The sequence below is a fragment of the Arthrobacter sp. 18067 genome, assembly GCF_902706295.1.
Lineage (GTDB): Bacteria > Actinomycetota > Actinomycetes > Actinomycetales > Micrococcaceae > Arthrobacter.
In genome coordinates this window covers 486,493-513,153 of sequence record NZ_CACSJJ010000001.1, presented here as the reverse complement: position 1 = coordinate 513,153, position 26,661 = coordinate 486,493, and the positions used below count along the sequence as shown (strand labels likewise).

Genomic DNA, 26,661 nt, shown 5'->3' with positions numbered 1-26,661 from the left:
GTGCGAACGCTGGCTCGCAGTCAGTCAACATCACGCCGCAGCCGACTAAGTCGAAATTCGAGCATGGCCGCGAACCGCTCGTCAGGGTCGTCAAGGTTCACCTGCGCAATCTCCGCGGCGCGACGAAGACGGTATCGGAAGGTATTGCGGTGCAAGTCCAGCGCCGCTGACGCGCCCAGTGCGTTTCCGAAACTGTCCAACCACAGCTCGAGTGCTTCTTCCAGAGAGGTACCGTGTTGTTTATCGTAGTGACGGATTCGGGCGACAGGGCCATCAACGAGGCCGCCCTCACTTCGCAATTGGTCACCAATGTCCAGTAGAAGCGCGTCCATTTGGAGATCGGTGAATAGTGCGACACGGCTCCCAGAGCCCCGTTTCAGGACGCGCAGACTTCTGTCCACATCGTTGCGGGAGCGGGCAAGCTCCGTCGGATCAGCGGAGTCCGCAACGCGACCAATCCCGATGACGGCGCCGCCGGCTCTGTCCGGTGTCCGGTCGAGGAAGTCTTTCGAAACCCGCTGTGCCATGGATATGAGGTTTGTGGCGCCCTGCCGTGTCATCGCAGGCATGATCGCGTAACACACGTCGCCGACAAGCGCGGCTACAGCCCCCGGAGCAGCCACCGAAAGATGAAATGCAAATGCATGAGCGGTCCGTTCCAGGATTTGTTGGCGTGTTTGATCAGATGACGACTCACCGGCCGTATCGCCAAGCAGAGACAGGCCAAGCACCACTACTGTGCGTTGCACGAGGCGCAGACGCTCGATGGCCCCTATCGCAGCTTGTCCGGACGCCAAAGCGGATGCGATGAGATCTGACCGAACCTGCCGGTCAACATCCGAGCTGACCCTGTGACGCAACAGTTGAAGTGCAACGACCTTCGCGGCGTCAACCAGAATCTGTTCCTTTTCGGGACTCAACGGCTCCCGAACAGCGGCCCAAATCGAACCGAGTACTTGATTTCCGGCTCGTATTGCAATCGCAACCCGGGGGAGTCCGGCCTCTCCCAAAATTTGGGGGGTGTCGAAGAACACTGGTTTCTCGCTGGAGTACAGTCGCTTGAAAACGCCGGCCCGTTCCTGGGCTTGCCTGGCATATTGGGGAACTACACGCCCCAGAATTGTCTCAATGCGTGATTGGTCGGCTTCATTCTGGCGACCAGAGAATGCCAGAATCTGGGAAGAGCGGTCTTCGATAGTAATTGGCGCGTCGAGGAGTGCCCCGATCGCGTTGGCCAGAGCGAACGTGTCCTCCGCAGGCAACCCGGCCAGGAGTTCCTCCGCGCCGGCGCTGGAGGCCAGCAGGGATCGCAGAAGAACAATAAGTTGGGTCCATGTCGCACCAGCTGAAAGTCCGAGCAGCACGACGCCACTTCGTTCAATGGTGGCGCGCAGCTCGGCCGGAAGGTTAAGTGGGGTACGAAGCACCAAGGCGGGGATCTGGTTCGCGACGGCGCGATCGATCAATCCCGGCAGATGTTCGACGTCGGCAAAGATGCACAAAAGCATGGCCCCGGGTCGCAGCTCCGCCTGTTCGCGCGGATCATCGATGGCAACGTCAGTGACCAGAGCAGTCCGGTCCATGTTGCCGGCAACCATCTCCAGCAGTGTGCCTGCCAGGTTGCTGACGACACTATCAAGTCGGGTTCCGTGACTAATCATCTTCGACCATTCGTTCGCTCCCTGCTTCCAATTATCAACTCTACATGCACCATCTTCGTACTTCCGCACATGAATATCGAAGCAATTGGTGATTTTTGACGGTGTTTTCACCAGGTGTCTCCACCAGACTGGATCCATGAGCGGCATTCAGAATCGCAGACGATTTTCCGTTCTGATCCTTGGCGTAAGCCCCTTGCGGTCGTCGCCGCGCCGCAAAATCAATCCATTTCTACAGGAGGCTCGTATGTCCACGACTCCGTCCCATTCAGTGCGGACCGACAATCTGGTGTACACATCCGGGCAAACTGTTTGTGGATCGAGGATCTATCGATCATCCCGGGCCAGTGGCTTCGCTAGCTATGAGCTATCCCGTCGAAATGGATCTCATCGTCGAAGTGATCTGATCTGACAAGGGCTCCTTCTCAACGTGATGCCGTCAACACCGAACTTGTCGAATTGTTCGGGAATCATGTCCACTCCATCCCACGAATGAAAGAACTCCGGTATGACAACAGAACGCCTTAACCACTTCCGCGCTCTCACCGACCCAATGCTCCAAGACATTCGTATCCTCGTCGAAACCGAGTCGCCGTCCGCTGATCTGAGGGCCGTCGCCCATAGCGCAGATAAGGTGTTGTCTCTCGGCGAACGTGTCCTGGGTGTTGAAGGGGAACGAATCGTCATAGATGGCTGCACACACCTTCGGTGGAGGCTGGGTGAGGGGGAGCGCCGGGTCCTGATCCTCGGGCACCACGACACCGTCTGGCCACACGGAACGTTGGCGAAGCACCCCTATGCCCAGGACGGAGGCATCCTCCGTGGCCCAGGAAACTTCGACATGAAGGTTGGAGTTGTCATGTCCTTCTATGCCGTAGCATCCCTGGATCCGGGATCCTCAGTGACGATCCTGATAACCGGCGACGAAGAAATTGGTTCACATACTTCGAGACATCTGATTGAGTCCGCCGCGTCCGAATGTGCCGCTGTCTTTGTACTTGAGGCTTCGGCCGATGGTGGGGCCCTCAAAATCGGTCGCAAGGGAATGTCTGGTTATCGCGTGAGCGTCTCGGGTAGGGCTGCCCACGCGGGGCTCGAACCCGAGAAAGGAATCAACGCGGCCGTCGAGATGTCCCATCAGGTACTGCGAATTGCGGCTCTGGCTTCGGAACTGCAAGGGACGAGTGTGGTCCCCACAGTGCTTTCGGCGGGGACCACGACAAATACCGTACCTGCAACCGCAGACATATCGGTGGACGTCCGGACATGGACTCAGGAAGAGCAAGACAGGGTGGACATCGGAATGCGGTCCTTGACGGCCGTCTTGCCCGGGGCAGTTCTTAGTATCGCCGGCGGGGTAAATCGCCCTCCGATGGAAGAAACTATGTCGTCCTCGCTATTCGAGAGTGCCAGCGCTGTGGCTTTGAACCTTGGATTGGGAGAGCTCGGAGGCGCGAGAGTGGGAGGCGGCTCGGACGGCAACTTTACCGCCGGACTCGGAATACCCACTCTCGACGGGCTCGGTGCAGTTGGTGGCGGGGCCCATGCAGACAACGAACACTCAGTCGTGGCCGAAATTCCACGGAGAACTGCCCTCGTGGCCGGACTGATTAAGCACACTCTTTTGCCGGTCGCTGAGACCAACGACGAGCCAATAACTAGTGCAATTGGACGGTGACTGACAACTTATGTTCAACCAAGCTCGAGACATGTCGCAAATCATTTCTGACCCTTCAAATCATTCCTTGGGCCACACGTCGACCGCCCGTCAATCTGCATTGCGCGCGGCCTCGCTCGCCAATGTTGCGATACGCCCGTTGAGGCATCTGGATGACTTCATCGCTTGCGAAGCTCTCTTCGACTCCATTTGGCATCCGGAGCCCGGATCCTCACTAATGGCCAAAGAATTGCTACGAGGCATCAGCTCCGCCAACAGCTACGTATCGGGTGCATTCCAAACTGGGCAACTTGTTGGAGCCTGCGTCGGGTTCTGGGGGCCACCGGAATCACGGAGCATGCACAGCCACATCGCCGGAGTCAGCGGCAAAGCGCGCGGCGTCGGTTATGCGTTGAAGCTGGACCAGCGAGCCCATGCCCTGGAGAGCGAAGTGGACACCATCACGTGGACATTTGATCCTCTGGTTCGCCGGAACGCGTTCTTCAACTTCCACAAACTTGGCGGTATGTCTTCCCAGTATCTGGTCAACTACTACGGCTCCATGCTCGACGATATCAACGGAACCGACGAGTCAGACCGGCTCCTCCTTGAATGGAATCTTGCGAGCCCGGGCGTGATCCGGCGCTGCGATGCAACGCCGGGAACAAGTACGCCGGCCACGGCGGACCATAACAGCGTCGCCGCACTAACCGTAGGCCGCGCTGGCCAACCCGTGGTGGCTGATACCAGCGCAGCTACGTTGTTGGTCGGGGTTCCCGAAGACATCGAAAACCTTCGACACGTGGACCCAGGACTTGGACGGGAGTGGCGCACTGCAGTACGAGAAGTTCTGGCTGGCGCCCTGTCCCGTGGCGGACGTGTCGAAGGGTTTGAGCCACAAACAGGCAGCTACATCGTGACGAGAGGAAAGTAATTCATGAAAATCGAGGCCATAGAAATCCGGCGTATCAAGATGCCCTTGGTGGCACCGTTTCGCACGTCGTTCGGAACCCAGCACGAGAGAGAGATGCTGCTCCTGCGCGTGCGAACCCCCGGTGCGGATGGTTGGGGCGAATGCGTCGCCATGTCCGATCCGCTGTACTCATCTGAATACGTCGACGGTGTCGAGGACGCCCTGCGACGATTCCTCATCCCGGACCTCCTTGCCATGGGGGACGTGACTGCCAACGCCGTCGGACCCAGGCTGCACAAATACAAGGGCCACCGCATGGCCAAAGCAGCGCTGGAAATGGCCGTTATGGACGCCGAGCTCCGGAACCGGAACATCTCTTTCGCGAGTAGTCTCGGCGCACTCCGCACGCACGTCCCGAGCGGCGTTTCAATTGGCATCATGGATTCGATCCCGGAACTGCTTGAAGTCGTAGGCAAGTACCTGAGTGACGGCTACGCGCGAATCAAACTCAAAATCGAACCAGGCTGGGACACCGCACCCGTCCGTGCTGTTCGAGAGAAGTTCGGAGATGACATCTTGCTTCAAGTGGATGCAAACACGGCCTACACGCTGCGTGACGCTCACCATCTGGCAAAGCTGGACGCCTTCGATTTGTTGCTGATCGAACAGCCGCTCGACGAAGAAGATGTGGTCGGGCACGCCGAGCTGGCCCGAAAGATCCGGACACCTATATGCCTGGACGAATCAATCGTGTCCGCCAGCACAGCGGCGGCAGCCATCAAACTCGGTGCATGCGAGATCGTCAACATCAAGCCGGGACGGGTGGGCGGATACCTTGAGGCGCGGCGCATCCACGACGTGTGCGTTGCCCTTGGCGTCCCGGTGTGGTGCGGTGGCATGCTCGAAACCGGTCTGGGTCGAGCGGCCAACGTGGCTCTTGCAGCTCTGCCCGGCTTTACGCTTCCCGGTGATGTATCCGCTTCAGATCGCTTCTACGTCGAAGATGTGACTGAGCCCTTCATACTCGAGAATGGCGGCCTAACCGTGCCGAATGGCCCGGGTCTGGGCGTAACCCCCCTGGAGGATCGACTTAAAGAGTTCACCCTGACAGCGGTAAACATCGGGGCATAGCCCCAGACCAGTCTCGCCCGCATGCTCAGCGATGTGGGAGACACACTGCTGGTACTGGTCGCTGGCCGCTCAAAAGGCGACCAGCGACCTGGGCGCCCTCACGATCAGTGACCGAGCCGACGTTCACAGGTAGGGGGACTGGGTGCAACATGACTTCGAGAACCTGAGTCAAAGATTCTGGTTTCGGCTCCTTTCGAAGCTGAGGCGACATGGCAGGTGGATGCTTTGTCAGGCCAAAGGGAGTGTGGGTATTGTCCACACCTAAGTCTGCTATTTGATGGGCGAGCAGCCTTCGGATTTCTTGCTCACCGGAATTCATTGGTAGTCATGTTCACGACAACATGATGGTGACTATCAAGTCATTGTGCCGGTCTACGGTGGTCTCGCTGGCGGTGGTGTGCAGGGGAGTGGTCCTCAGTTCCGGTGTTCTCCACCCCGACTGAACACGACACCGGGCCCGTCAACCTCTCCAGGGATCAGGAATCCCGTAGCGTCTAAATCACTTCAGCAATGACGCTGCACCTCAGAAGTTCCATCGCCGAGGAACATTAAAGAGCCGGCCCAATCTCGAGTGCCGGCTCTTTCGGTCAGTTTCCCGTTTATACCCGGCTACCTCCAGTGGCCCGTGCTGTCCAGCCCGACGTAGTGGGAGTGACCGAGGGTCTTTCCACGGCGGAAATCCCGGAGTGCACGTTCCGACTCCGGATCCGAATCGACCGGCCGCTGCTTCGTCCCCTTCAACAGATAAAGCGCGATCGAGGCAACGATCAACAATCCTGCCGCAATGACTACACCTAGCAACTCCATGGTCCCCCCCTTTTATGAAACAACTATAGATTCCCCTCGCCGAATGGCCCAGATACCTGGGCCATTACGGGATACTCCGACGGCACTGTCTATTGCCAACGAGGATCCCCCGTATTGCTTTCCACCAAGGCCTGAGGACGCAGTGCATGCTCGCAGTGCTCGGACCTGTTGGGCGTCCGCTTCGCGACCGGCAAGTGGGTCCAGTGCGGCCGTCGCAGAGCTCCGCTCACCGGCCGCCGCCTGTAGTTCCGGCGAGGTCGCCGGCGGGTGCAGATCAGGCATTCCGGGATCACGTGGCGTGCCCACGATGTTGGCCGGTTCGGTTTGGACGGTAAGAAAAGAAGTGCCGACGTCGTCCACACGGTTTGCCTCGGATTGCCTCAGACTCGCATCGAACTAGCCCAGGATTCCGCATGTTTCCGCCCCTTTCCAGTGTTTCCCAGGCCCGGAATCCGGTTCGAGTCCCACCTGGGGCACGGCGGACCTTGAAGTGCCAGAGCACTAACGACGAACCCGCCGAAAGCACCCAGCTACCAGTGCGGTTCCAAGCTCCAACGGCCCTGTTGACAGACTCGAAGTAACGCGGGTAACCTAAGTCACATGTCCAGCAAGTAACGCGCGTTACCAATCCAGCGTTCCTCGCCGAACACGCCAGACTACGAGAGTCTGGCACACCCTCAGATCAGCAAAGAAGACCCGGAGCATTCGATGGCGAAAAGCACCACCCCTGGCGAGGCCGTACCTATACGGCAGCGGGGAATCACCATGAAGGACGTCGCCAAGCGCGCCGGTGTCTCCCGGACTGCAGTCTCGTTCGTTTTGAGTAACCGTGAAAACGCAAGTATTTCCGAGGAAACCCGCACTCGGATTAATGACGCCGTGCAGGAATTGGGCTACCGCCCCAATGCCGGCGCCCGTGCGCTGGCATCCCGACGCAGTGATTGGTACGGGATCGTGACGGAGATCGTCACGGCGCCGTTCGCCGTCGACATCATCAAAGGAGCCCAAGACCAAGCCTGGCTTGACCGCCGATTCCTGCTCATCGCGCCCTCCGACCAGGCCGATGCAGTGGGACCCAACCAGGGCCTGGAAGATGCTGCGACAGAAAAGCTGTTGGAACAACGTGTGGAAGGACTTCTCTACGCAGCTACCTTTCACCGGGGCGTCCACGTTCCGGATAGCGCCAATGAAGTACCCACGGTCTTGATCAACTGCTTCGACGCTGACGGAAAGTTGCCCTCGATCGTCCCTGACGAGCGAGCAGGTGGCCGGGTCGCCGTCGAGCGTCTGCTCCAAGCCGGCCACACCCGGATTGGAGTCATCAACCTTGACCCGGTCATTCCCGCCGCAGTTGGACGTTTGCAGGGTGCCCGCGAAGCACTCGCCGACGCCGGACTGGAGCTGGATCCGGAACTGGTGGTGTCCGGATATGCAACGGCTGACGGGGGCTACGACGCCGCATGCCGGATCTTGGACCGCTACCCGGAAAGCGACAGGCCAACTGCGCTGTTCTGCCTCAACGACCGTATGGCGATGGGCGCCTATGACGCCATCAAAGAACGGGGCCTGACCATCCCCGGGGACATCGCCGTGATCGGCTTCGACAACCAGGAGCTCATTGCGGCCTACCTCCGGCCGAAATTGACCACGGTTGCGTTGCCCTTCGAAAAAATGGGCGCCCTGGGCGTCCAAACGCTCGCCGCTCTTACAGCAGGACAGCCGATCCTTGCCGACCAGCAATTGGTCGACTGTCCGCTGCTAGAACGCTCTTCGGTCTGACCGCGAAATCAACGTCGAAGAGCAAACCCTTACCCACCCCTTCACCTTGGACGATGAAGATAGGAAAGAGATAACCATCATGACACAACCCCGATACTTCCGGGCTGCCCGGATGACGGCGGCAAGCCTAGCAGTGGGCGCGATGCTGCTCACCGGCTGCACGGCAAATGTCACCAAAACCAGCACCTCCGACGCCGGAGCGAACGCCAGCGCGTTCCTCACTATCCCGCGTGAGGACATGGGCACCTTCGTGCAGAACTTCAACCCGTTCGCACCCACGGTGAACCCGATGGTTCAGCAGTCCATCTACGAATCCCTCCTGATCTTCAACCCTGCAAAGGGCGACACGGTGCCGTGGCTCGCTACCGAGTGGAAGGCAGCAGAGGACGGCAAATCGGTCACCTTCACGCTTCGTGACGGCGTGAAGTGGTCCGACGGTCAGCCCTTCGTGGCTGAGGATGTTGCCTACACGTTCGAACTCCAGAAGAAGATCAAGGGCGGCTTTGAGTATCTGGACACCGTCACCGCCGAGGGCAACAAAGTCACCTTCAACTTCAACAAACCGTGGTCGCCAGCCCTCTACGACGTCGGCCAACTCAGCATCCTGCCCAAGCACATCTGGTCCGCGTTGCCGGACCCGGAAAAGGACGCGAACGCCAAGCCGGTGGGTACCGGACCCTACACGGAAGTGGATACTTTCCAGGCCCAGTCCTTCGTGCTGAAGAAGAATCCCAACTACTGGCAGCCTGGGAAGCAGAAGATCGCCGGCATCAAGTTGCTCGCTTTCGCAGGAAACGACGGCGCCAACCTCGCCGCCGCGAACGGGGACGTGGACTGGGCTCCCCAGTACATTCCCAACATAGAGAAGACGTTCGTTTCCAAGGACAAGGAACACCGTCAGTATTGGTTCCCTGCCACTGGTGCCATGATCAACTGGCAACTCAACACCACCAAAGCGCCGTTCAACGATGTTGGCGTCCGCAAGGCACTGAGCATGGCCGTGGACCGCGATCAGGTCACCAAGATCGGTATGAGCGGCTACGCCAAGCCGGCGGACTGCACCGGGCTCTCCGGGAACTATGAGACCTGGAAGAACGCCGCGGTCAAGGACAACTGCACGTGGACCAACCACGACGTTCAGAAGGCCAATGAGCTGCTGGACAAGGCGGGCTATCCCAAGGGAGCTGACGGGAAGCGCACGTTCAAGGACGGGAAGCCCTTCGAGTTCAAGATCTCCGTGGGCGCAACTTCTTCCGATTGGCTGTCCGTGGCCAACGTGATCGCGCAGAACCTGGCGGAGGTGGGCGTCACTGCCAAGGTGGAGTCCCCGGATTGGGCCGCAGTGGTGGCCGGCTATGAGACCGGCGACTTCGACTCCGGGATCGTCTGGAGCGCCAACGATCCCAGCCCTTACAAGTACTTCAACACTTCCATGGGTACCGCCACTGTGAAGCCGGTAGGCACCAAGACGTTTGATAACTACCACCGCTTCGGCGACACGAAGGCCGATGCCTTGCTGGCCGACTTCGCCGCAGAGGCCGACGAATCCAAGCAAAAGGACATCGCCAACAAGCTGCAGGAAGAGTACAACGACGTCGCACCGCTGGTGCCGCTGTTCTCCGGCCCTGAGTGGGGTGCCTTCAACGACACCCGCTTCACTGGCTGGCCCACCGAGGCAAACCCTTACGCCACTCTCTCGGTCCGGTCACCTACGACGGTGCTGGTTCTGACCACGCTGGAACCGCGCAAGTAGTCCCGCTTCCTCGGACTTAGGCCCTCCAGGCCTCACACCGCACGCCCGGCGGCTCCGCCGCTGATACGGCTAACCGCCGGGCGTGCTCCAAACTTTCCGCAATTCCCGAATGGAGGGAACCGTGCGCTTCATCCTGCGCCGCCTGGGTTTCTATCTGATCGCCTTCTGGGCGTCCATCACCCTGAATTTCCTGCTCCCGCGATTCATGCCGGGAGACCCCGTGTCCCGCATGTTTGCCCGCTCCCAGGACCGAATGCAGCCCGAACAGATCGAGGCCCTGCGCAAGCTGCTGGGTGTTGATGATCGGCCCATTTGGGAGCAGTACATCGACTATATGCACAACGTTTTCACCGGGCAGATGGGCGTTTCCATTTCCCGTTTCCCAACCCCGGTCACCGAGGTAATCTCGTCCCAAATCGGTTGGACACTCCTGCTGGGCGGAACCGCACTGGTGATTGCCGCCGTCGTCGGTAACCTGCTGGGCATCCTGGCCGCTTGGCGCCGCGGCGGCGCGATCGACTCCGCGCTCCCACCGGTGCTGGTTTTCATCGGCTCGTTCCCTTACTTCTGGCTTGCGATGGGTGCGCTGTACCTGTTCGGCGTAGTGCTCGGTTGGTTCCCCATCCGGCACGCGTTCACGGACGGTTTGGAGCCGGCGTTCACCTGGGAGTTCATCGGCGACGTCGGTGCGCACCTTGTGCTGCCGGCGCTGACGATCGTGCTGGTCTCGATCGGCGGCTGGATGCTCGGCATGCGGAACACCATGATCGCCACCAACTCCGAGGACTACATCACCATGGCCGAAGCCAAGGGACTCCGCCCGGGCCGGATCATGCTCCGCTACGCAGCACGCAACGCCATGCTCCCGTCGGTGACCAGCTTCGGTATGGGACTGGGATTCGTGGTGGGCGGTGCCCTGCTCACAGAGGTGGTGTTCGCCTACCCCGGCGTCGGCTACCAGCTCCTCAACGCTGTGCAAGGCCTCGACTATCCGCTCATGCAGGGCTTGTTCCTGACCATCACCGCCGCTGTTCTGCTTGCCAACTTCCTGGTGGACATCCTGTATGTCCGCCTCGACCCGCGCGTGCGCAGCAACTAGAGGACTGATCATGACTACCGCACTTCTGAAGCAGCCAACTCCAGCACCGGCTGTCCGTAAGCCCAACCGCAGCTTCGTTCACGGCCTCATCAGCAACAAGAAAGCGCTGACGGGCATGGCCGTGATGGTCATCTTCATTGCATTGGCTTTACTGGCACCTGTCCTGTTTCCCGGCGACCCTTCGAGGATTACCGCCATGGCGTCCCTGGAACCATCGGCTGAGCACTGGCTGGGCACCACCGCCAAAGGACAGGACGTGCTCGCGCTGACTGTCCACGGCTCACGAAGTTCCCTGTTTGTGGGACTGACGGTGGGCGTAGCCTCCACTTTCATCGGTATCCTGGTGGGCTTGGCCTCGGCGTACTTCGGCAAATTCATTGACGAAGCGTTGTCCCTGGTCACCAACGTTTTCCTGCTCCTGCCCGGCCTGCCATTGCTGGTCATCCTGGCCGCGTTCCTTCCGCCGGGTCTGGGCACCGTAATCCTGGTCCTGGTGGTTACCGGCTGGGCCGGTTCGGCGCGCGTCCTGCGCTCACAAGCGTTGTCCATCCGTTCCAAGGACTTCGTAGCTGCGGCTGTTGTGTCAGGCGAACGCGCCGGCCGGATCATGTTCCGCGAGATCCTGCCCAACATGGCCTCGATCGTCATGGGCACCCTCCTTGCCTGCGTGATTTACGGAATCGGCGCACAGGCGGGCTTGGAGTTCCTGGGGCTGGGCGATGTCAGCACGGTCTCCTGGGGCAACAACCTCTTCTGGGCCGGCAATGAAGGCGCCTTGCTGACCGGCAGTTGGTGGGTCTTCGTACCCTCCGGCGTCTGCATCGCACTGGTGGCCTTCGCCCTTGCCCTCATCAACTACGCGGTGGATGAGGTCACCAACCCGCGGCTTCGAAAGATCAAAACCCCGAAAGATACTGAAAGGAGCGCCGCCAAGTGACCATCTCCCAAGTTTCCTTCGGCTCCCACGAAGCTGTCCTGGACGTCAAGGACCTCACGGTCAAGTACATCGGCGACACCCGCTCTACCACCGCCGTCGATCGTGTTTCCTTCAGCATTGGCACCGGTGAGGTGTTCGGTCTAGCGGGGGAGTCCGGCTGCGGGAAATCAACCATTGCCAACTCGATCATGAGGCTCCTGAAGGATCCTGCAAAGATTGCCGGCGGCAGCATTTCCTTCGGTGGAAAGGACGTCCTGGCCATGAGCCCGGAGGAGCTGCGGCGCTTCCGCTGGCAGGACGTGGCGATGGTGTTCCAGTCGGCCATGAACTCGCTCAATCCGGTGCTGACCATCGGCGAACAGATCGTGGACATCTTCACCACACGCGCCGGCTACTCCCGCAAGGAATCAATGCGGCGTGCCGGTGAGCTGCTGGAACTGGTGAGGATCGACCCGGCACGGCTCAAGTCCTATCCGCACCAGCTTTCAGGCGGCATGCGTCAACGCGCTGTGATAGCCATGGCTGTAGCGCTCAAGCCTTCACTGTTGATACTGGACGAGCCCACCACCGCACTGGATGTCGTGGTGCAGCAAGAGATCATGGCACAGATCAAGGAACTCCAGCGCGAGCTCGGTTTCTCCGTCCTCTTCATCACGCACGACATGTCCCTCATGGTGGAACTCTCGCACCGCATGGCCGTGATGTACGGCGGCCGGATTGTGGAGACCGCGAAGGCCCAGGATGTGTACGCCACCCCTCGCCACCCTTACACCCAGGCGCTGATGGGCGCCTTCCCGCCTCTCACCGGTCCCCGTGTTCCGCTAACCGGCCTGCCCGACGGCGTGAAGTTCCGGAACATTCCGGACCTCGCCGAGGTGGCACCCGGCCATTTTGTGGCCCCGTTTGGTGCCGACGCCTCGGTTACTGATGCCGCAAACCTGGAAGGGGCTGCACGATGAGCCACTCACTGATGACCCCATCGGCCGTGTCCGACACGGACACCCCTGCCCTGGAGATTCGCGGGTTGGGAAAGACCTTCCCGATTGGCGGATTGTTCTCCCGCGATTCTGTCCGCGCCCTGCACGGGATCGATCTGACCATCGGCAAGGGCGAAATCGTGGCGCTCGTGGGGGAGTCCGGTTCCGGCAAGAGCACCTTGGCCCGCTGTGTGGCGCGGCTCGAAAAGCCGAGCTCGGGGGAGATCCTGATTGACGGCGTCGACGTCCTCAAGCGCGACCGGTTCCAAGCGTCACGTGCGTTTCGAGCCCAACTGCAGATGGTGTTCCAGGATCCCTTCGGTTCATTGAACCCGGCCCACAGGATGGATCATTTCCTGCGGCGCTCGTTGGCCATCCACGGCAGGAGCGGCGGAACTGAGCAAGAGACCCAGAAGCGGCTCGAAGAGCTCATGACCACCCTTGGCCTGCAGGCTGACATGCTGAACTCGTACCCGCACGAGCTCTCCGGCGGCCAGCGCCAACGCGTTGCGATCGCCCGGGCCCTTGCCGTTGAACCGCAGGTCATTCTGGCTGACGAGCCCACGTCCATGCTGGACGTTTCTGTCCGGATCGGCGTGCTGAACCTGATGCGCAAACTCCGAGACGAGCAGGGCATCTCCATGCTGTACATCACTCACGACCTCGCGTCCGCACGGTACTTGGCGGACCGGACCGCGGTTATGTTTGCCGGCGAATTGGTGGAAGAAGGCGAGTCCCTCGACCTTCTGGCCAATCCTGCGCACCCGTACACGCAACTGCTGGTTTCAGCTGTCCCGGACCCTTCCCGCGCAGGCTCGTATGATCCGGTCCGCAGGGCCGAATTGCGGCAAGCGGTCATGGCCTCAACGCACTGCGCGTTCCAGAGCGATCCGAACCAGGCATGCTCGTCCGAAGAACCTGTGCGCCATCAGGTTGGCATCCCCGAAAGCCGTCACTGGGTACGCTGCCACCTTTACCGGCCGTGGGCTGCTGCCGGCAGCCATGCCTTGGCCAGTGAACCAATCCAATCCGGCCACCCGGCGTCGAACGCTCAAGAAGAGGCTTCCGCATGACCGAAATTACCCACCCGCTCGCCACCATTCCGCGGGACGAATTGCTGTCCCGCGCCGAGGCCGACCCCCTCCGCCCGCGATTCCACTTCGTCTCGCCGGCCGGTTGGCTCAACGATCCCAACGGGGTCAGCCAATGGAACGGCACGTACCACCTGTTCTACCAGTACAACCCTGAAGGTGCTTTCCACCACCGCATCCAGTGGGGCCACGCCACCAGCGCCGACCTCGTCACCTGGACGGACCAGCCCGTAGCCTTGGAGCCATCCGCAGGGCCGGACGCCGAAGGCTGCTGGTCGGGGGTGCTGGTGAACGACGACGGTACGCCCACCTTGGTGTACTCGGGGCGGTTTGAGGACAAGGAACTGCCCTGCGTCGCCGTAGGCTCGCCGGACCTGCTGAATTGGACCAAGGATCCTGGAAATCCTGTCATTGGCGCCCCGCCGGCCGGCGTGGACATCACGGCATACCGCGATCACTGCGTATGGCGCGAAGGCGGCAAGTGGCGTCAACTCGTAGGTTCAGGGATTCGACACCTCGGAGGCACGGCGTTCTTGTATGAGTCCTCGGACCTGCGGTCCTGGGACTACCTCGGCCCACTGTTTATCGGCGACGCCTCCCAGGGCGATCCTGCGGACACTGACTGGACCGGGACCATGTGGGAATGCGTTGACCTGTTCCGGGCAGGACAAGGATCGTTGGGTTCTGCACCCGCGGACAACTCGCCGGATGTGCTGGTCTTCTCCGCATGGGACGACGGCGAAACCCGCCACCCGCTGTACTGGATCGGCCGCTACGCCGGGGATACCTTCGAGCCGGAGGCGCTGCATCGGCTGGACTATGGAGGCCGCTTCTTCTATGCACCGCAGTCTTTCCAGGATGAGTCCGGCCGCCGGATCATGTTCGGTTGGATGCAGGAAGGGCGAAGTGATGCCGCCATGGTGGAAGCCGGCTGGTCAGGCGTCATGAGCCTGCCCCGCGTCACCACCGTGGCCAAGGATGGAACCTTGGCGTTTTCACCGGTTCCCGAAATCGCGAAACTGCGCAGCGATCACGTCAGCGTTCCGGCCCAGGTGTTGGTGGGGGCGGGAACGTCCGTGACAACGGGTGTGTCCGGCAACCAGCTGGACCTGGAGTTGGACGTGCAACTGGCGCCCGGAGCAGAAGTTCGGCTCGGAGTGCTGGTGTCCGCGGACGGTGCAGAGGAAACGGTGATCGTGCTGGGCCGGGCTGCTGACGGAGCCCCCACCGGCACTCTCCGCCTTGATCGCACCCGCAGCAGCCTCAACCCTGCCGTTGATGTGGAGGACAAGTCCGGCCCGCTTCCCATGACGGATGGTCGTGTTCGCCTTCGCGTGTTGGTGGACCGGTCCGCCGTCGAAATTTTCGCCAACGGAAAGCCGCTCACGGCTCGTATCTACCCGACCCTGGGCGGCGAGCGCGTGACGCTGGCCGCCACGGAAGGTTCGGTGCGGCTCCTCTCCTTTGATGCTTGGACCATGGCCAGGGTTTTTGACGAGACCCGCAGCCTCCTGCCGGAACGGAAGTGAAACCCGTGGAAAAATCACCATCAGTCTCTCGCCGCGGACTTCTGACCGGCGCCGGTGCGGTTGCGCTGGGCGGGTCCATGGCGTTGTCCAGTGGCATTGGCCCCGCCTCGGCGGCAGGTAGCCCTTCGAAAGGATCATCCCGGATGCGCCCGGTCTATCACTTCAGCGTGCCTGACAATTGGAAGAACGATCCCCAGCGACCCATCTACCTGGACGGGGAGTACCACTATTACTACCTGTACAACGCTGACTACATCAATGGTGGCGGCGGTACATCGTGGCGCGGTGCCACCACCACCGATCACGTCGCATTCCGGGACCGTGGTGTCGCGATACCGAAGTTCAGCAACAGCAACGGTGACTGTTGGTCCGGGTGCATGGTTGTTGATGAGGGCAATACCGCGGGATACGGGGCGGGTGCGATCATAGCCCTGGTCACCCAGGCACCGGAAGGCCGGCAAGCGCAGTACCTCTGGTACTCCAAGGACAGGGGGCGCTCTTTCAAGCCCGGCGGCCAGGCGCCGGTGCTGCCCAACCCAGGGGTCCACGATTTCCGCGATCCCAAGGTGATCTGGGACGAGGACCGTGGCCGGTGGTTCATGGCCAACGCAGAAGGGCAAAAGCTTGGTTTCTACACCTCCCCGGACCTGCGGTCCTGGAAGCGCGTTGGCGAATTTCTTCGCAGCGACTTGGGTCTGCTGGAGTGCCCTGACCTCTTCAGGATGACGGCCGACGACGGCACCTCCCACTGGGTCCTGGGTACCAGCGCCAACGGCAAGGGCCGCGGGCTGCCTGCGACATATGCGTATTGGACTGGAGCTTTCGACGGCAGTTCATTCAGCCCCGACCATGCCGAGCCTGAGTGGCTGGACTATGGTTTCGATTTTTATGGCGCAGTGACGTATCCGCATCACGATGGGTCGGGAGCGGAGGACCCAACCCTCCGCCGGGCCATCGGTTGGGCAAACTTCTGGGATTACCCTCACAACACCCCAACCCTTGCCACTGACGGCTACAACGGCGATGACATGATTGTCCGCGATGTCCGGCTCAAGCGTGGAAACGGGGCCTATTACCTCGCGTCCGCGCCCACCTCGGCGTTGGCGGACCACGTGAAGCGCACACATCGACTGGGCGATGTGGCGGTTGCGGGCACTCATGACCTGACGATCCGCTCGAACGCCTACGATTTGAGCTGCGAGCTGGTGTGGGACCCGGCGGCGCCGCCGGCCAATCTCGGGCTGGAGGTATGCCGTGCGCCGGGTGGAGGCAGGCATGTCGCGGCGGGTGCCTTCCTGCGCGGCCCGTTTACCTACGTCAATCGGCGCCCCACCATCAACCCCACTGCCGGCGAAACCCAAACCCCGGTGGACCCCTCCACCGGGAGACTCACGCTACGCATCCTGGTGGACCGCACCAGCGTGGAGGTGTTCATTGGCGATGGGCGTGTAGTGCACTCGCACCGGGTCTTCCCGCTTGAAGGCGATGACGGCATTCGACTCTACGCCCATGAAGGAGCGGCCACGTTCCGGAACCTGACCATCCGTGAGCTCAAGGCCACGCCGTAGCCCGCCCCTGGAAAGAAGAGACCTCTGATGAATTACCCCAACATTGCCTCAGACCTACCGCATCCGGAGCTTGATGTGATGGTGGTCGGTGAAGCACTTATCGACGTTGTTACCACCGGGAGCCGAAAGGTGGAACACCCTGGCGGGTCGCCGGCCAATGTCGCCTACGGACTCGCACGTCTTGGTGTCACCACAGGCCTCCTGACAGCCATCGCCCCGGACGCGTGGGGGAGGCGCATAGAAGAGCATCTCAGTGGCGCTGGAGTAGTGGTCCTGCCGGGATCAAAATCCCTCGTCCGCACGGCATCTGCCACAGCAACGGTAGCCGCCGATGGCTCCGCGCATTACGACTTCGATATCTTCTGGGATCTGGCGCCCCAGACCCCGGCCTTCTTCCCGAAAATATTGCACACCGGGTCCATTGCCACCTTCCTTGAGCCGGGCGCCGGTGCGGTGAAGTCCCTGCTGGAACAAGCCCACCGGCACTGTGTGATCACTTACGATCCGAACATCCGCCCGGACCTGCTTGGCAGCCATGCGGAAGCGAAAGCGGTCTTCGAGGACCTGGTGACCTTCACCGACGTCGTTAAACTCAGCGACGAGGATGCGCAGTGGCTATACCCGGGTATGAGTATTGGCGAGACGGCCGCTCACATCCTGGGGCTGGGTACCGGCCTAACCGTCATCACCAAAGGCCCCGAAGGTTCCTACCTCAGCACCCCGGGCTTTGACGTCACCGTTCCCGCCGTGAAAACCAAGGTTGCTGACACCATCGGTGCGGGAGACTCCTTCATGTCCGCCCTGATTCTGGGATTGCTTAATAGTCCAAGCGACGGATTCGCCCCGGCCGTTCTGGAGCAGCTTGGACGCACTGCCGCTGCGGCCGCGGCCATCACTGTGCAGCGCGCGGGAGCAAATCCGCCAACCCTTGAGGAGCTGAACGCCGTGGTGCACGTCGGCGCGGTGATCTAAGCCGGATAGTCCTGATGCATGGAGACGACTGCTGGATTCAGCCGTTGCGTTCGCCCACCCGATTCAGTCCCGCACGGATTGGTCAAGGAGCCGGCGGAGTTGAGCGACCGGGTCGGGGACCTCGGGTCCATGCGAGAAAATCATTCTTGTTGGTTCCAGCCGGCTGAGTTTGAGCAGTGAAAGTTCGGCTTCGGCGGCATCCGCAGTGAACTGGGAAGGACCACGTGTCATGGCCCCGTTCGTTGAGCCCACTGTGTCCCCGACGAACAGGACGCCTGAGTCGTCGTGGAGCAGACTGAGATGACCGGCTGTGTGTCCTGGTGTCAGTAGGGTGCGCATTCCGCGGACATGGTCCCCGTCCGAGAGCGGGCGGATGAGTGTATGTGATGGGATTGTGGGGATGTCGGGCCCCCCGGCCCAGATGGCCGCTGCGGGCGCTTTTGAGGCCACTTCCGCCAACCCGCCGACATGGTCTGGATGCGAGTGGGTCAGGACGAGATCCGTGATGTCCGCCCATTCCGCTCCGAGGCGTCCCAGCGCCTGTTCTATCGCCGCTGCGCTGCCTTCAAGCCCTGCGTCGATCAGAACCAGCCCGGACCCGCCCCCCGCAAGAAAGCATCGAACGTCAAAGTCCAACGCCAAAGCCCCGGCTACTCCAGCCGGCAGATGGATCTGCTGGACGATCGGCTCCAGAATGAACTGAGGTGCCGCAGTGCGGGGTTGTCCCGGGTCGTTGTTGGTCATGAAGGCATCGTGCCACCGCATGCCCCATTCCGGAAGGCAGTAAAGCCGGGAACGAGGTCTCACGGCGATGAGCTGTCGAAGCCCTGTCAGGTACTCCGGGCAGGAGTCAATGGCGCCTTCATTGCTGCCCACATCACATTGGGCCGAGGTCTTGACCCGATCGCCGGTCAGATCCCGGGCTCGGAAAAAGGCGGCGGGCCGATGATGTGGATACCGCCATTGAGCCTCCCTGATTCTCGAATGCGATCGAAGTCCACCTCCCCGTCATCCATTCCGGGACCGAGCGGCTCGCTGGCCTCGTTGTAAAAGGCTTGCGCGCTTCCTGGGGTATGGAGACACAGGACTCGGGTTCCGTCCTGAAGGACCTTGAAGGCGTGGGGAACGCCGCGTGGTGCAATCGCCACGCCACCCGCGGAGAGCCTATGCTCGGTTCCGTCCATGTGCATCAGGATTTCCCCGGTCAGGACGTACATGGTTTCGTCGGCGTCAGGATGGGTGTGCAGGGGAGTGACCTTATGGAGAGCCATCTCGTCTTCAAAGAGAAGGAAGGCTCCACCGGTTTCGTCTTCGGTCGCCTTCCAGGTGTGCACTCCTCCGCCATAAAACCAACGTCGGGAACCTTCTCCTGGCTGTCGGACGATTGCTGATGCGGTCTTGTTCGTCTCCATGGTGTTCGCCTCAATGGTCAAAAGGAAGACTTGTGAGACATATGTCCCATAACAAGACTCTTGTACCATAAATGACATGTCAAGAGGCTATGTCGAGGTCGGAAGGACGGGGCAGAAGCGGCGCACGTTTGACGCCCTTGTTGAGGCTGCCCGCACACTCGTCGCATCAGGGATTACACCTACTGTTGACGACGCCGCGCAGGCCGCCGGGATCGCGAGGAGTACCGCTTATAGGTACTTCCCGGGCCAGCGGGAGCTGCTCGCCGCCGCGCATCCGGAAACCAGCCGGGCATCACTGTTGCCGGTGCCGCAACCGGAAAGCGTGAAGGAGCGGTTGGACGCAGTGGTCTCGGAATTCATCAGGATCATCGTGGACACCGAATCCCAGCAACGCACCATGCTGAGGCTTTCGCTGGAGCAAACTGATTCTGATGGCAACGGTCTTCCCCTCCGGCAGGGACGGGCCATCGCCTGGATCACCGAAGCCCTCACACCCCTTGAAGGGACACTGACGGAGGCCCAGATTCACCGGCTCGTCCTGGCCATCAGGAGTGCCATTGGAATCGAGTCATTGGTGTGGCTGACCGATATTGGTGGTCTGAGTCGAGAAGAGGCTGCCGCCTCGATGCGATGGGCGGCCAGCGCTCTGTTGGCCCACGCCCTCAGCCATGGACTTGCCGCCTACGAATGAATCACTTTTCCTGGGCGTAGTTTTAGCGATGAAGAGGTATAGGTCAGCGAGCGCGACTCGATCTTCTACGGATAGAACGGGAGGTGATCCGATCGATTTACTGGGACCACCTCAGCATGGGAGAGCTCGCCGATTTCCTTAGCTGCACGATGCCATGCGCGGGCGTTCTACAGGACAAGGCCTAGCGGCAGGCACAGCGTCGATCAAAGCGGCTTGGAAATCTCGAAAGTTCTGATGAAACCCACTAAGCAACAGATAGGTAACGCCGTCCCGCCCTACGGAACCGCCATCATTTCCTGCGGACCCCATGGCTATTCGCGCAGACGAAGGAATCGAAAGGGTGGGGTCCATCCGGCGGAACCCCGGCGCCGGAAAGTGCTGCCGTGCCAGGGGATCACGCACGCGGTCCTGGTCTCCGCACTTTTCGCGGCCGGGCTGGCAGGATCGGCCACGTTTTCCCCGGGACCCACTCCCGCCTCCGTCCAAAAACACCGAGAATCCGACGAGGAAGTCGCGCCTGACAAGATTGCCTCTCCGGAAGCCGGAGCGCCAGCATGGCGCAGCGCGACGCTGCACATTCCTTGGGCTGATCCTGCCCACAGCCCTGCGGCCACAATCGAAATTCCCGCCACATGGACCAGTGGCTGCACTCTACCTCGGGCCCACGCCCGAAACGCAGGCAAGCCTGCGGCGTTCGCATATGGGTTTCGGCGGGGCAGGAGCCTGGGAATGTCAATCTAATTTGAGCCCACTTAGCCGTGGGATCGCAGCCTTATCGGAGACCACCGGGGTGGCCGCGGAAGACCTCCGGACACGGATAACTGACGCGGTCGTTTGCTTCCAGTGTTGGAACAGAATCTGACGGGTATCTGACGGGTCCAGCTGAGGTTCCCAGACGGAGGAAGACGAGTAGACCCAACCCGTTCGGATGCGTAGGGATGCAGAGGCGAGGGCCCGTTAGTCCCTCGCCTCTGTTCATGAACTACATCTTGGCTACTTCTTGATCTCCTCACCCTCAGATGGCTGAATCACGAATTCTCCTACCCGAGTGACCCCGTCTGATTCGTACACAGGTATAACGGTGGTCTTGTTACCGTTGGCTTCTTGCCATCTCAAAGCTTCCTCGGGTGACTTGAATTGAGACGGGTGTCCCGTCGCTGCCTTGAGTGCATCATCGTCGACGTAGCCAACGGTGCCATTGGTAGCCAATGCCTGGATCAGGTCCGGTTCCACTGGCTGCCCATCGATTTCGCTGATGGAACCGAACGTTTGACCACGGGCGTTGGTTTTGTAGTCCGGGGCGTTGATAACCGGCTTCTGTTGCGTCACTGCTGTTGGTTGATTGTCTGGGCTTGACGATGTCGTTGCCATAGCTGCCCCCAAACCTAGTCCGGCGAGAATAACTGTGCCGATTCCCACAAATGCGACACGATTCTTTATGTTTTTCTTTTTCATGAGGCTCCCCCTGCCCACTAAGCTTGCTGAATGTAACCCGGAATTGTCATGGCACTAACGTATGCCCCCGTGCCCGGATTGTAGGCATATGACCGACCGTAGCTGTAGAAATCCCCATTGCCCGCATAACTAGCACTGGCGGTCATTACTTGGCCTGAGCACATGGTGCCTACTTGATACTTCGTGGGGCTTTCGGAAACTAGGACCGCGGCACTCTGCTGATACTGCCGAATGACTCGGCCCTGTGCAGCCACCGTACCCGACCCCACACAGGCTGCAGCTGGCCCCACAAAAGTAAAGGCGGTCGCAAAGCCTGGCGTCGTGCTGATTGCCGGCTCATGAAAATACTGCAATCCACCCACATAATAATAGCTTCCAGGGCCTGACGCAGTACCTGCATTCGCTGCAATAGGGATGGACGCCAATGTTACTGCGAAAAGGGCGCATGTCAGCCCTCGAACAAACTTTTTCAAAATCCCCCCAAGAGATTTGCAGTTTAGAAATCCTCGGCCTTGAGGATTGTGGTCAGCGTAACCGCAACATCACCTGCCAGGCAACAACTACTGAGAAAAAGTTTTTCTACTTATTCGAATATTTCACTCTATTGGACTGGAAAGTCCGGTCCCGCGCTCGATGATCTCTCCACCTCCGTCTTGGATAACAAATTCACCCACGACGTTTTTCCCCTCGGAGTCGTAAACGGGAATGGAAACGTCCTTGCCTTGGCGTTGCTCCTGCCAGGCGAGAGCCTCCTCGCGGGTCTTGAAGGTGCGTATCGCAGCAACACCTGTCGCCTCTTCGAGTTCTGTGTTGTAGACATAACCGAAGACACCATTTGTCGCCTGGACAGCCACCATTTGAGCCAGTCCCTTGTCGTTCTGTGCGCCGTAGGTGTCCCCCGCAGCGTTGGTTGCCCAGTCGGTGGATTGCTCGTTCACGAAGCTCCACGTTAGCTGCCACTGGCTCTGAGCTTGAGTGCGGATGGTCATGGTCTCTTTTCCCGGGACGAGCGGGATCTGGTATTGGGTAACACCCGTGGGGCCATCAACGTCTGCGGCCTTGCAGGTACTGGTCGCGCCAGTTTCGTAGGCCCAGGAACCGGTGGTCAGGCACGTTACCTTCACTCGGATAGCCGTTGCCTCAGGTGGTGCATCGCCGAACTCAATTGTGGCTGTTCCCGTATAAGTGTTCGTCACTGGTGTTCCGAGCGGAGTAATTTGCGGTGCACCAGGGATAGTAAGAAGGCCGGCAGCGGTCGCGCCCACTCCGCCCAGCAAACCTGCTCCGACGAAGACACCAACACCAAGCCAACCGCGGAGTTTCCTTCGGGTATGTGCAGACGATGACTTCTCCACCCGGGCAATCAGCTCCGCACGCAGCGCCTGGCTGAATCCTTCATCGACTTTGAGGTCGTTCATGATCGTTTTCCTTCCATGGCAAGCTGGCCCGTAACCGGCGGTTGATGGTTCAAAGCGGCCTTCATCTTTTGACGGGCGCGATGCATTCTGCTCTTTGCGGCCGAAGGCGTTAGCTTCAAAAGTTCGGCGGCGGCGGCAACTGTATAGCCTTCGAACGCCACCAACGTGAAGAGTTGAAGGTCTGCGGTGCTGAGCTTCTGCAGGGCCTCGACCATGTCCCGGTCCAGTGCGGATTGCAGGTAAGTCAACTCTCCACTTTCGACACTCGCCTCTTCCTGATGCGGCAGAGAATCGAGCATCCTACGGTATCTGAATGACGCTCTCTGGGCGTTCCGGGCGATGTTGGTTGTCGTAGCCAGGATCCAGGGGAGTATGGACTGCTCGACCAGAACTACCTTCTGCCGAAGGCGCCAAAGCTCCAGAAAGGCTGTCGCCATGACGTCTTCTGACGTGGTGCGATCACCGCAGACTCGATACGCGTGGCGGAAAACCCTGTCACGATGGCGATCGAAGAGCATTCCAAATGCAGCGCCATCACCTTCAAGGCTCCGTGTCCACAGGCCGTCGTCTCTAGCTTCGATGTCCCCCATACTCTGTATTGTCCGCGAAGGCGCAAAAGGTTTCAGGTTCTCGGAAGAAAATTTGTATAGGCCGTTTCTTCCGGGTTCAAAAAGAAGGTCTTCACCAATGGACTTTGTCATAGGTCAGGATGGGCGGTTCCAGCCGGACAGAGACACTGACTTCTTTGTTGGGCGAGATCATCGTCAGGGTGCCCCGCTTTTTTGGAAGCGGGACACCCTCCTGGCGCGCCTGGGCCTCTGAGGAAAGCCTCTGGCAGCGGTAGCAGTCAGCTGCTCCTTGCCTGTTGAGAGGTTGCACTCGGTCCAGATCTCGGCCTTTCGGGCATGATTTGGGTCTAGCCGGCGGCTTGTTGGGCTAGTGTGTGGGCGAGGCGGTAGGAGTCTGTTCCAGTTTCGATGATGGTGCCGTTGAAGGTGAGCCGGTCCACGATGGCCGCGCAGAGGCGTGGGTCGGTGAAGGTTTTCGTCCAGCCGGAGAAGGATTCGTTCGTGGCGATGGCGACGGATGCCTTTTCCTCGCGTTCGGTGAGGACTTGGAAGAGAAGTTCGGCGCCTCGTTTGTCCAGTTCCATATAGCCAAGTTCGTCGATGCAGAGAAGATCGACGCGGCCATAGCGAGCGATGGTTTTAGCCAGGGCTTTGTCGTTCTCGGCCTCAACGAGTTCGTTCACGAGACGGGTGGCGAGGGTGTATTTGACCCGGAAGCCTTTCTCGGCCGCGGCGGTGCCGAGCCCGATGAGCAGATGGGATTTGCCGGTCCCGGAGTCACCGATAAGGCATAGGGGCTGCCCCTTGCGTAACCAATCTCCGCTGGCCAAGGTGTGGATCGTTGCCGGGTTGATGTTCGTGTTAGCTTCAAAATCAAAGTCCCCAAGCCATTTATCCCGTGGGAAACCTGCGGATTTGACCCTTCGGATTGAGGAACGCCTGTCTCGGTCGTCGCACTCCGCCAGGAGAAGTTCAGCGAGGAAGCCCTGGTAGGAGAGCTGTTCCTTGCCAGCGACGTGGAGTGCTTCGTCTAGGACGGCCCTGATCGTGGGCAACCGAAGACGCCGGCATGCTTGGTCCACCGCTGCGACGGCGGCTTGTTCGGTCAGTCCCCGGCGTCGCCGCAGGGTCTGGGACACAACAACTGGCGGGGTTGGACTCATGAGATCTGCTCCTTGGATGTAGTGACGGCGCCGGGTTCGGTGTCGTGGATGGCACGTTTGGCCAGTAGTTGGTCATACCCGGCAACCGTCGGGGCCGGGCGCGTGTCTGGTGGCAGGCCAGCGATCACAGCTGCAGGGTCGGTAAGTCGACGCTGGGTGAGACTGACAATTCGGTGCTCGACAATTTTTTCTTTCGCGCCGGAATCGCAATCGGGCTGGACCCACCCGGGAGCGCTCCGTTCGGCGGCTACGCGCCTAGCCTCGACGGCGACGACGTCGGCGCTGACTGCGCCCACCGATAGCGCAGCGGCGATCCCGGCAATGACATCGGTAGCGTCCATGACCCTGTGCAGGAGTAATACATCGATGAGCTCCATGATGGCTTTGGTGTCACCGTCGGTTTTGCGGGCGGCAGCCCAGAACGCGTCATGGGTCGGGGTGAAGACTCCTGCTTCACGGGCCTGCGCCAACGCAGTGGAGCCCGGAAGGGCTCCGGGTTTGACCCTGAGTACTTCAAGATAGTGATCAAGTTGGACGCATTGCCTTCCTCTGCCCACGGTCCGTGGGTGGGTCGCGACCAAGGTCCGGCCATCAAAGATCCTCACCTGTGTGGCCTGCAGCGAAACCCGGACTCTCCGGTTGATGAATCTCGCCGGGACGGAGTACTTCATCGACCGCACAGTAATCAGCGCGGACCGATCGACTCGCGGAGTCAGCACCAGTCCAGGATCAAAGGTCTCTGCCGGCAAGGGTGATAGCAAAGGTTGTTCGACGGCGAAGTCCTGCCCAATCGTGCGAAGCCTTTGGGCGATCCTCCGGGCGTCTTCTTCCTCGTCCCACACCCTGAGCTGGTCGTTGAGCTCAGCCAAGGTCTTCACCACCGGAACGGGGGTCAGGAAATTCCTGCGGAACCTTCCGACTTCGCCTTCGATCCCGCCCTTTTCATGTGCGCCCGCGATCCCCGGTTCGCAGTAAAAGGAATCGAAGCCAAAGTGCGATTTAAACAGGACCCAGCGCTCGTTCTCCATCCGCTGACGCCCGGCACCATAGACAACCTTCGTCACGGCCGAGGTGAGGTTGTCGTAGCGGATGTGTTTAGTCGGGACACCACCCAAGACCTGGAACGCCTCGATATGCCCCTCCAGGAAGGCCTCCTGCGCGCAGGTCGGGTATACGCGATGGACAGATTTTCCAGAGTGACTAAGCCGGAAAGCGAACATGTAACATCGGGTCCGCACCCCGTCCAAGTCCACCCATACGTCACCGAAGTCGACCTCGGCCTCAGCGCCCGGGGCGTGTTCCTGGGGGATGAACGCTTCAACCGGTGCGGTCCCGGACTCTACGGCGAGCTCGGCCCTTCGAGCTTTCACGTATTGCCGGACCGATGAGTACGAAATGACCGCCTGGTGCTCATCAACCAGACGGTCAAAAACCCGTTGCGCGGTATGGCGTTGTTTCCGTGGAGCGTCCAAATCGTCCAGCAACATCGACTCAATGATGCCTTTTAGAGGATCAAGCCTCGGTGCCCGACGAGAGGAACGCTTCCGCGCGGGCGGTACCGCTGCCGCTAAAGCCTGCCGAACCGTCCTCCTCGAGACCCTGTGCTCACGGGCCAGGGCACGGATAGACATCCCACGAACCCTCGAATCCCGGCGGATCCTCGCGAAAAGCTCCACTCTCAACTCCATCACTGCCTTCCACTGTCGGAAAAACACTCTGATGGAACCAACGGTGGGGTGGGCTCAGCTGAAACTGCGATTCATCAACCGGCGAGCCGTGAAGTGGGCCCCAAATAAACTGCAAACCCGGTCCCAAAACAAACTGCCATAATCAGGAGCCAGAGGATTCTAGGGACTCGTGTCGTGGACCTTGGCGGACAACGCATGCCCAGGAGCCCCGCGGTCCTCAGCGCCGGTAATCCTCAGATTCGGTGCAGTCTTAGGGCATGTGGCGCGTGAACAAACTGCAACTGCTCCAAGCAGCAGCTGTGCCCGGATATTCTCTTCGGTGGAGCACGGGAAGTGGTGCAGCAGCAAGGGCCTCAGTTGGACAAAGAACCTGCTGATGAGCCTTGGGGACTGC

Annotated in this window: 22 protein-coding genes; 13 read left to right on the top strand and 9 right to left on the bottom strand. The window is 60.4% G+C overall.

Annotated elements, in window-relative coordinates; all coding sequences use genetic code 11:
• Positions 1-20 precede the first annotated feature (20 nt).
• A complete protein-coding gene (locus GVL04_RS02175; RefSeq protein WP_200846717.1) occupies positions 21-1,772 on the bottom strand; it encodes a CdaR family transcriptional regulator in 1,752 nt (583 codons plus the stop codon).
• Between the two features lie 394 nt (positions 1,773-2,166).
• Here GVL04_RS02175 and GVL04_RS02170 point away from each other — a divergent pair, with 394 nt between their 5' ends.
• The 3 genes from GVL04_RS02170 to menC all read left to right on the top strand — a co-directional run bounded on the left by GVL04_RS02170 (position 2,167) and on the right by menC (position 5,359).
• Positions 2,167-3,336: a M20 family metallopeptidase gene (locus GVL04_RS02170; protein WP_200846716.1), complete on the top strand. Its 1,170-nt coding sequence runs from the start codon at positions 2,167-2,169 to the stop codon at positions 3,334-3,336.
• 337 nt (positions 3,337-3,673) lie between these two features.
• Positions 3,674-4,249 carry a hypothetical protein gene (locus GVL04_RS02165; RefSeq protein WP_159698818.1) on the top strand — a complete coding sequence of 192 codons (576 nt, stop codon included), beginning with the start codon at positions 3,674-3,676 and terminating at the stop codon, positions 4,247-4,249.
• A gap of 3 nt (positions 4,250-4,252) precedes the next feature.
• A complete protein-coding gene (gene menC, locus GVL04_RS02160; RefSeq protein ID WP_159698815.1) occupies positions 4,253-5,359 on the top strand; it encodes an o-succinylbenzoate synthase in 1,107 nt (368 codons plus the stop codon).
• A 609-nt stretch (positions 5,360-5,968) separates the two neighbouring features.
• Here menC and GVL04_RS02155 read toward each other — a convergent pair.
• Positions 5,969-6,166, bottom strand: coding sequence for a hypothetical protein (locus GVL04_RS02155; RefSeq protein WP_159698812.1), 198 nt, complete (start codon positions 6,164-6,166; stop codon positions 5,969-5,971).
• Positions 6,167-6,874: 708 nt separating this feature from the next.
• Between GVL04_RS02155 and GVL04_RS02150 the strand changes: the two genes are divergently transcribed.
• The 9 genes from GVL04_RS02150 (at position 6,875) to GVL04_RS02110 (ending at position 17,871) form a co-directional block, all read left to right on the top strand.
• Positions 6,875-7,945, top strand: a complete 1,071-nt coding sequence (locus GVL04_RS02150; RefSeq protein WP_159698809.1) for a LacI family DNA-binding transcriptional regulator — start codon at positions 6,875-6,877, stop codon at positions 7,943-7,945.
• Between the two features lie 79 nt (positions 7,946-8,024).
• Positions 8,025-9,698 carry an ABC transporter substrate-binding protein gene (locus tag GVL04_RS02145; protein ID WP_159698806.1) on the top strand — a complete coding sequence of 558 codons (1,674 nt, stop codon included), beginning with the start codon at positions 8,025-8,027 and terminating at the stop codon, positions 9,696-9,698.
• Positions 9,699-9,819: 121 nt separating this feature from the next.
• The gene (locus tag GVL04_RS02140; RefSeq protein WP_062065415.1) at positions 9,820-10,797 is read left to right on the top strand and encodes an ABC transporter permease; all 978 of its coding nucleotides are present in this window, start codon (positions 9,820-9,822) and stop codon (positions 10,795-10,797) included.
• Positions 10,798-10,807: 10 nt separating this feature from the next.
• Positions 10,808-11,734 carry an ABC transporter permease gene (locus GVL04_RS02135; RefSeq protein WP_159698803.1) on the top strand — a complete coding sequence of 309 codons (927 nt, stop codon included), beginning with the start codon at positions 10,808-10,810 and terminating at the stop codon, positions 11,732-11,734.
• A complete protein-coding gene (locus GVL04_RS02130) occupies positions 11,731-12,693 on the top strand; it encodes an ABC transporter ATP-binding protein (protein ID WP_159698800.1) in 963 nt (320 codons plus the stop codon). The genes GVL04_RS02135 and GVL04_RS02130 overlap by 4 nt, the downstream gene beginning before the upstream one ends.
• Positions 12,690-13,784, top strand: a complete 1,095-nt coding sequence (locus tag GVL04_RS02125; RefSeq protein WP_159698797.1) for an ATP-binding cassette domain-containing protein — start codon at positions 12,690-12,692, stop codon at positions 13,782-13,784. The genes GVL04_RS02130 and GVL04_RS02125 overlap by 4 nt, the downstream gene beginning before the upstream one ends.
• Entirely contained in the window at positions 13,781-15,331 is a 1,551-nt protein-coding gene (locus GVL04_RS02120) for a glycoside hydrolase family 32 protein (protein ID WP_159698794.1), read from the top strand. The genes GVL04_RS02125 and GVL04_RS02120 overlap by 4 nt, the downstream gene beginning before the upstream one ends.
• Before the next feature lie 143 nt (positions 15,332-15,474).
• On the top strand, positions 15,475-16,899 hold the full coding sequence (locus tag GVL04_RS02115; protein WP_159698791.1) for a glycoside hydrolase family 32 protein: 1,425 nt from the start codon (positions 15,475-15,477) through the stop codon (positions 16,897-16,899).
• 27 nt (positions 16,900-16,926) lie between these two features.
• On the top strand, positions 16,927-17,871 hold the full coding sequence (locus GVL04_RS02110) for a carbohydrate kinase (RefSeq protein WP_159698788.1): 945 nt from the start codon (positions 16,927-16,929) through the stop codon (positions 17,869-17,871).
• Between the two features lie 63 nt (positions 17,872-17,934).
• Here the strand turns inward: GVL04_RS02110 and GVL04_RS02105 are convergent, their stop codons facing one another.
• Together GVL04_RS02105 and GVL04_RS02100 are read right to left on the bottom strand one after the other, a co-directional pair.
• Positions 17,935-18,615: an MBL fold metallo-hydrolase gene (locus GVL04_RS02105; protein ID WP_159698785.1), complete on the bottom strand. Its 681-nt coding sequence runs from the start codon at positions 18,613-18,615 to the stop codon at positions 17,935-17,937.
• Positions 18,616-18,782: 167 nt separating this feature from the next.
• Entirely contained in the window at positions 18,783-19,283 is a 501-nt protein-coding gene (locus GVL04_RS02100; protein WP_159698782.1) for a cupin domain-containing protein, read from the bottom strand.
• Positions 19,284-19,359: 76 nt separating this feature from the next.
• Here GVL04_RS02100 and GVL04_RS02095 point away from each other — a divergent pair, with 76 nt between their 5' ends.
• Positions 19,360-19,974: a TetR/AcrR family transcriptional regulator gene (locus GVL04_RS02095; protein WP_235036126.1), complete on the top strand. Its 615-nt coding sequence runs from the start codon at positions 19,360-19,362 to the stop codon at positions 19,972-19,974.
• A gap of 993 nt (positions 19,975-20,967) precedes the next feature.
• On the opposite strand, the gene GVL04_RS02090 is transcribed toward GVL04_RS02095, so the two are convergent.
• From GVL04_RS02090 to istA, 5 genes are all read right to left on the bottom strand, one after another.
• Positions 20,968-21,429 (bottom strand): hypothetical protein, encoded by a 462-nt coding sequence (locus GVL04_RS02090; RefSeq protein ID WP_159698779.1) that lies wholly within the window; start codon positions 21,427-21,429, stop codon positions 20,968-20,970.
• A gap of 596 nt (positions 21,430-22,025) precedes the next feature.
• A complete protein-coding gene (locus GVL04_RS02085; protein ID WP_159698776.1) occupies positions 22,026-22,847 on the bottom strand; it encodes a peptidase M56 family protein in 822 nt (273 codons plus the stop codon).
• Positions 22,844-23,548: an RNA polymerase sigma factor gene (locus GVL04_RS02080; protein ID WP_235036125.1), complete on the bottom strand. Its 705-nt coding sequence runs from the start codon at positions 23,546-23,548 to the stop codon at positions 22,844-22,846. Before GVL04_RS02080 ends, GVL04_RS02085 begins: the two co-directional genes overlap by 4 nt.
• A 215-nt stretch (positions 23,549-23,763) precedes the next feature.
• Positions 23,764-24,579 (bottom strand): IS21-like element helper ATPase IstB, encoded by an 816-nt coding sequence (istB, locus tag GVL04_RS02075; protein ID WP_159698773.1) that lies wholly within the window; start codon positions 24,577-24,579, stop codon positions 23,764-23,766.
• Positions 24,576-26,267: an IS21 family transposase gene (gene istA / locus GVL04_RS02070; RefSeq protein WP_159699095.1), complete on the bottom strand. Its 1,692-nt coding sequence runs from the start codon at positions 26,265-26,267 to the stop codon at positions 24,576-24,578. Before istA ends, istB begins: the two co-directional genes overlap by 4 nt.
• Positions 26,268-26,661: the final 394 nt, after the last annotated feature.

What these genes read in the sequence shown, in the direction of transcription:
- GVL04_RS02170 (WP_200846716.1), top strand. Translation starts at nt 2,167, where the DNA reads ATGACAACAGAACGCCTTAACCACTTCCGCGCTCTCACCGACCCAATG.
- GVL04_RS02165 (WP_159698818.1), top strand. Translation starts at nt 3,674, where the DNA reads ATGCACAGCCACATCGCCGGAGTCAGCGGCAAAGCGCGCGGCGTCGGT.
- menC (WP_159698815.1), top strand. Translation starts at nt 4,253, where the DNA reads ATGAAAATCGAGGCCATAGAAATCCGGCGTATCAAGATGCCCTTGGTG.
- GVL04_RS02155 (WP_159698812.1), bottom strand. Translation starts at nt 6,166, where the DNA reads ATGGAGTTGCTAGGTGTAGTCATTGCGGCAGGATTGTTGATCGTTGCC.
- GVL04_RS02150 (WP_159698809.1), top strand. Translation starts at nt 6,875, where the DNA reads ATGGCGAAAAGCACCACCCCTGGCGAGGCCGTACCTATACGGCAGCGG.
- GVL04_RS02145 (WP_159698806.1), top strand. Translation starts at nt 8,025, where the DNA reads ATGACACAACCCCGATACTTCCGGGCTGCCCGGATGACGGCGGCAAGC.
- GVL04_RS02135 (WP_159698803.1), top strand. Translation starts at nt 10,808, where the DNA reads ATGACTACCGCACTTCTGAAGCAGCCAACTCCAGCACCGGCTGTCCGT.
- GVL04_RS02125 (WP_159698797.1), top strand. Translation starts at nt 12,690, where the DNA reads ATGAGCCACTCACTGATGACCCCATCGGCCGTGTCCGACACGGACACC.
- GVL04_RS02120 (WP_159698794.1), top strand. Translation starts at nt 13,781, where the DNA reads ATGACCGAAATTACCCACCCGCTCGCCACCATTCCGCGGGACGAATTG.
- GVL04_RS02115 (WP_159698791.1), top strand. Translation starts at nt 15,475, where the DNA reads ATGCGCCCGGTCTATCACTTCAGCGTGCCTGACAATTGGAAGAACGAT.
- GVL04_RS02110 (WP_159698788.1), top strand. Translation starts at nt 16,927, where the DNA reads ATGAATTACCCCAACATTGCCTCAGACCTACCGCATCCGGAGCTTGAT.
- GVL04_RS02105 (WP_159698785.1), bottom strand. Translation starts at nt 18,615, where the DNA reads ATGACCAACAACGACCCGGGACAACCCCGCACTGCGGCACCTCAGTTC.
- GVL04_RS02100 (WP_159698782.1), bottom strand. Translation starts at nt 19,283, where the DNA reads ATGGAGACGAACAAGACCGCATCAGCAATCGTCCGACAGCCAGGAGAA.
- GVL04_RS02095 (WP_235036126.1), top strand. Translation starts at nt 19,360, where the DNA reads ATGTCAAGAGGCTATGTCGAGGTCGGAAGGACGGGGCAGAAGCGGCGC.
- GVL04_RS02090 (WP_159698779.1), bottom strand. Translation starts at nt 21,429, where the DNA reads ATGAAAAAGAAAAACATAAAGAATCGTGTCGCATTTGTGGGAATCGGC.
- GVL04_RS02085 (WP_159698776.1), bottom strand. Translation starts at nt 22,847, where the DNA reads ATGAACGACCTCAAAGTCGATGAAGGATTCAGCCAGGCGCTGCGTGCG.
- GVL04_RS02080 (WP_235036125.1), bottom strand. Translation starts at nt 23,548, where the DNA reads ATGACAAAGTCCATTGGTGAAGACCTTCTTTTTGAACCCGGAAGAAAC.
- istB (WP_159698773.1), bottom strand. Translation starts at nt 24,579, where the DNA reads ATGAGTCCAACCCCGCCAGTTGTTGTGTCCCAGACCCTGCGGCGACGC.
- istA (WP_159699095.1), bottom strand. Translation starts at nt 26,267, where the DNA reads ATGGAGTTGAGAGTGGAGCTTTTCGCGAGGATCCGCCGGGATTCGAGG.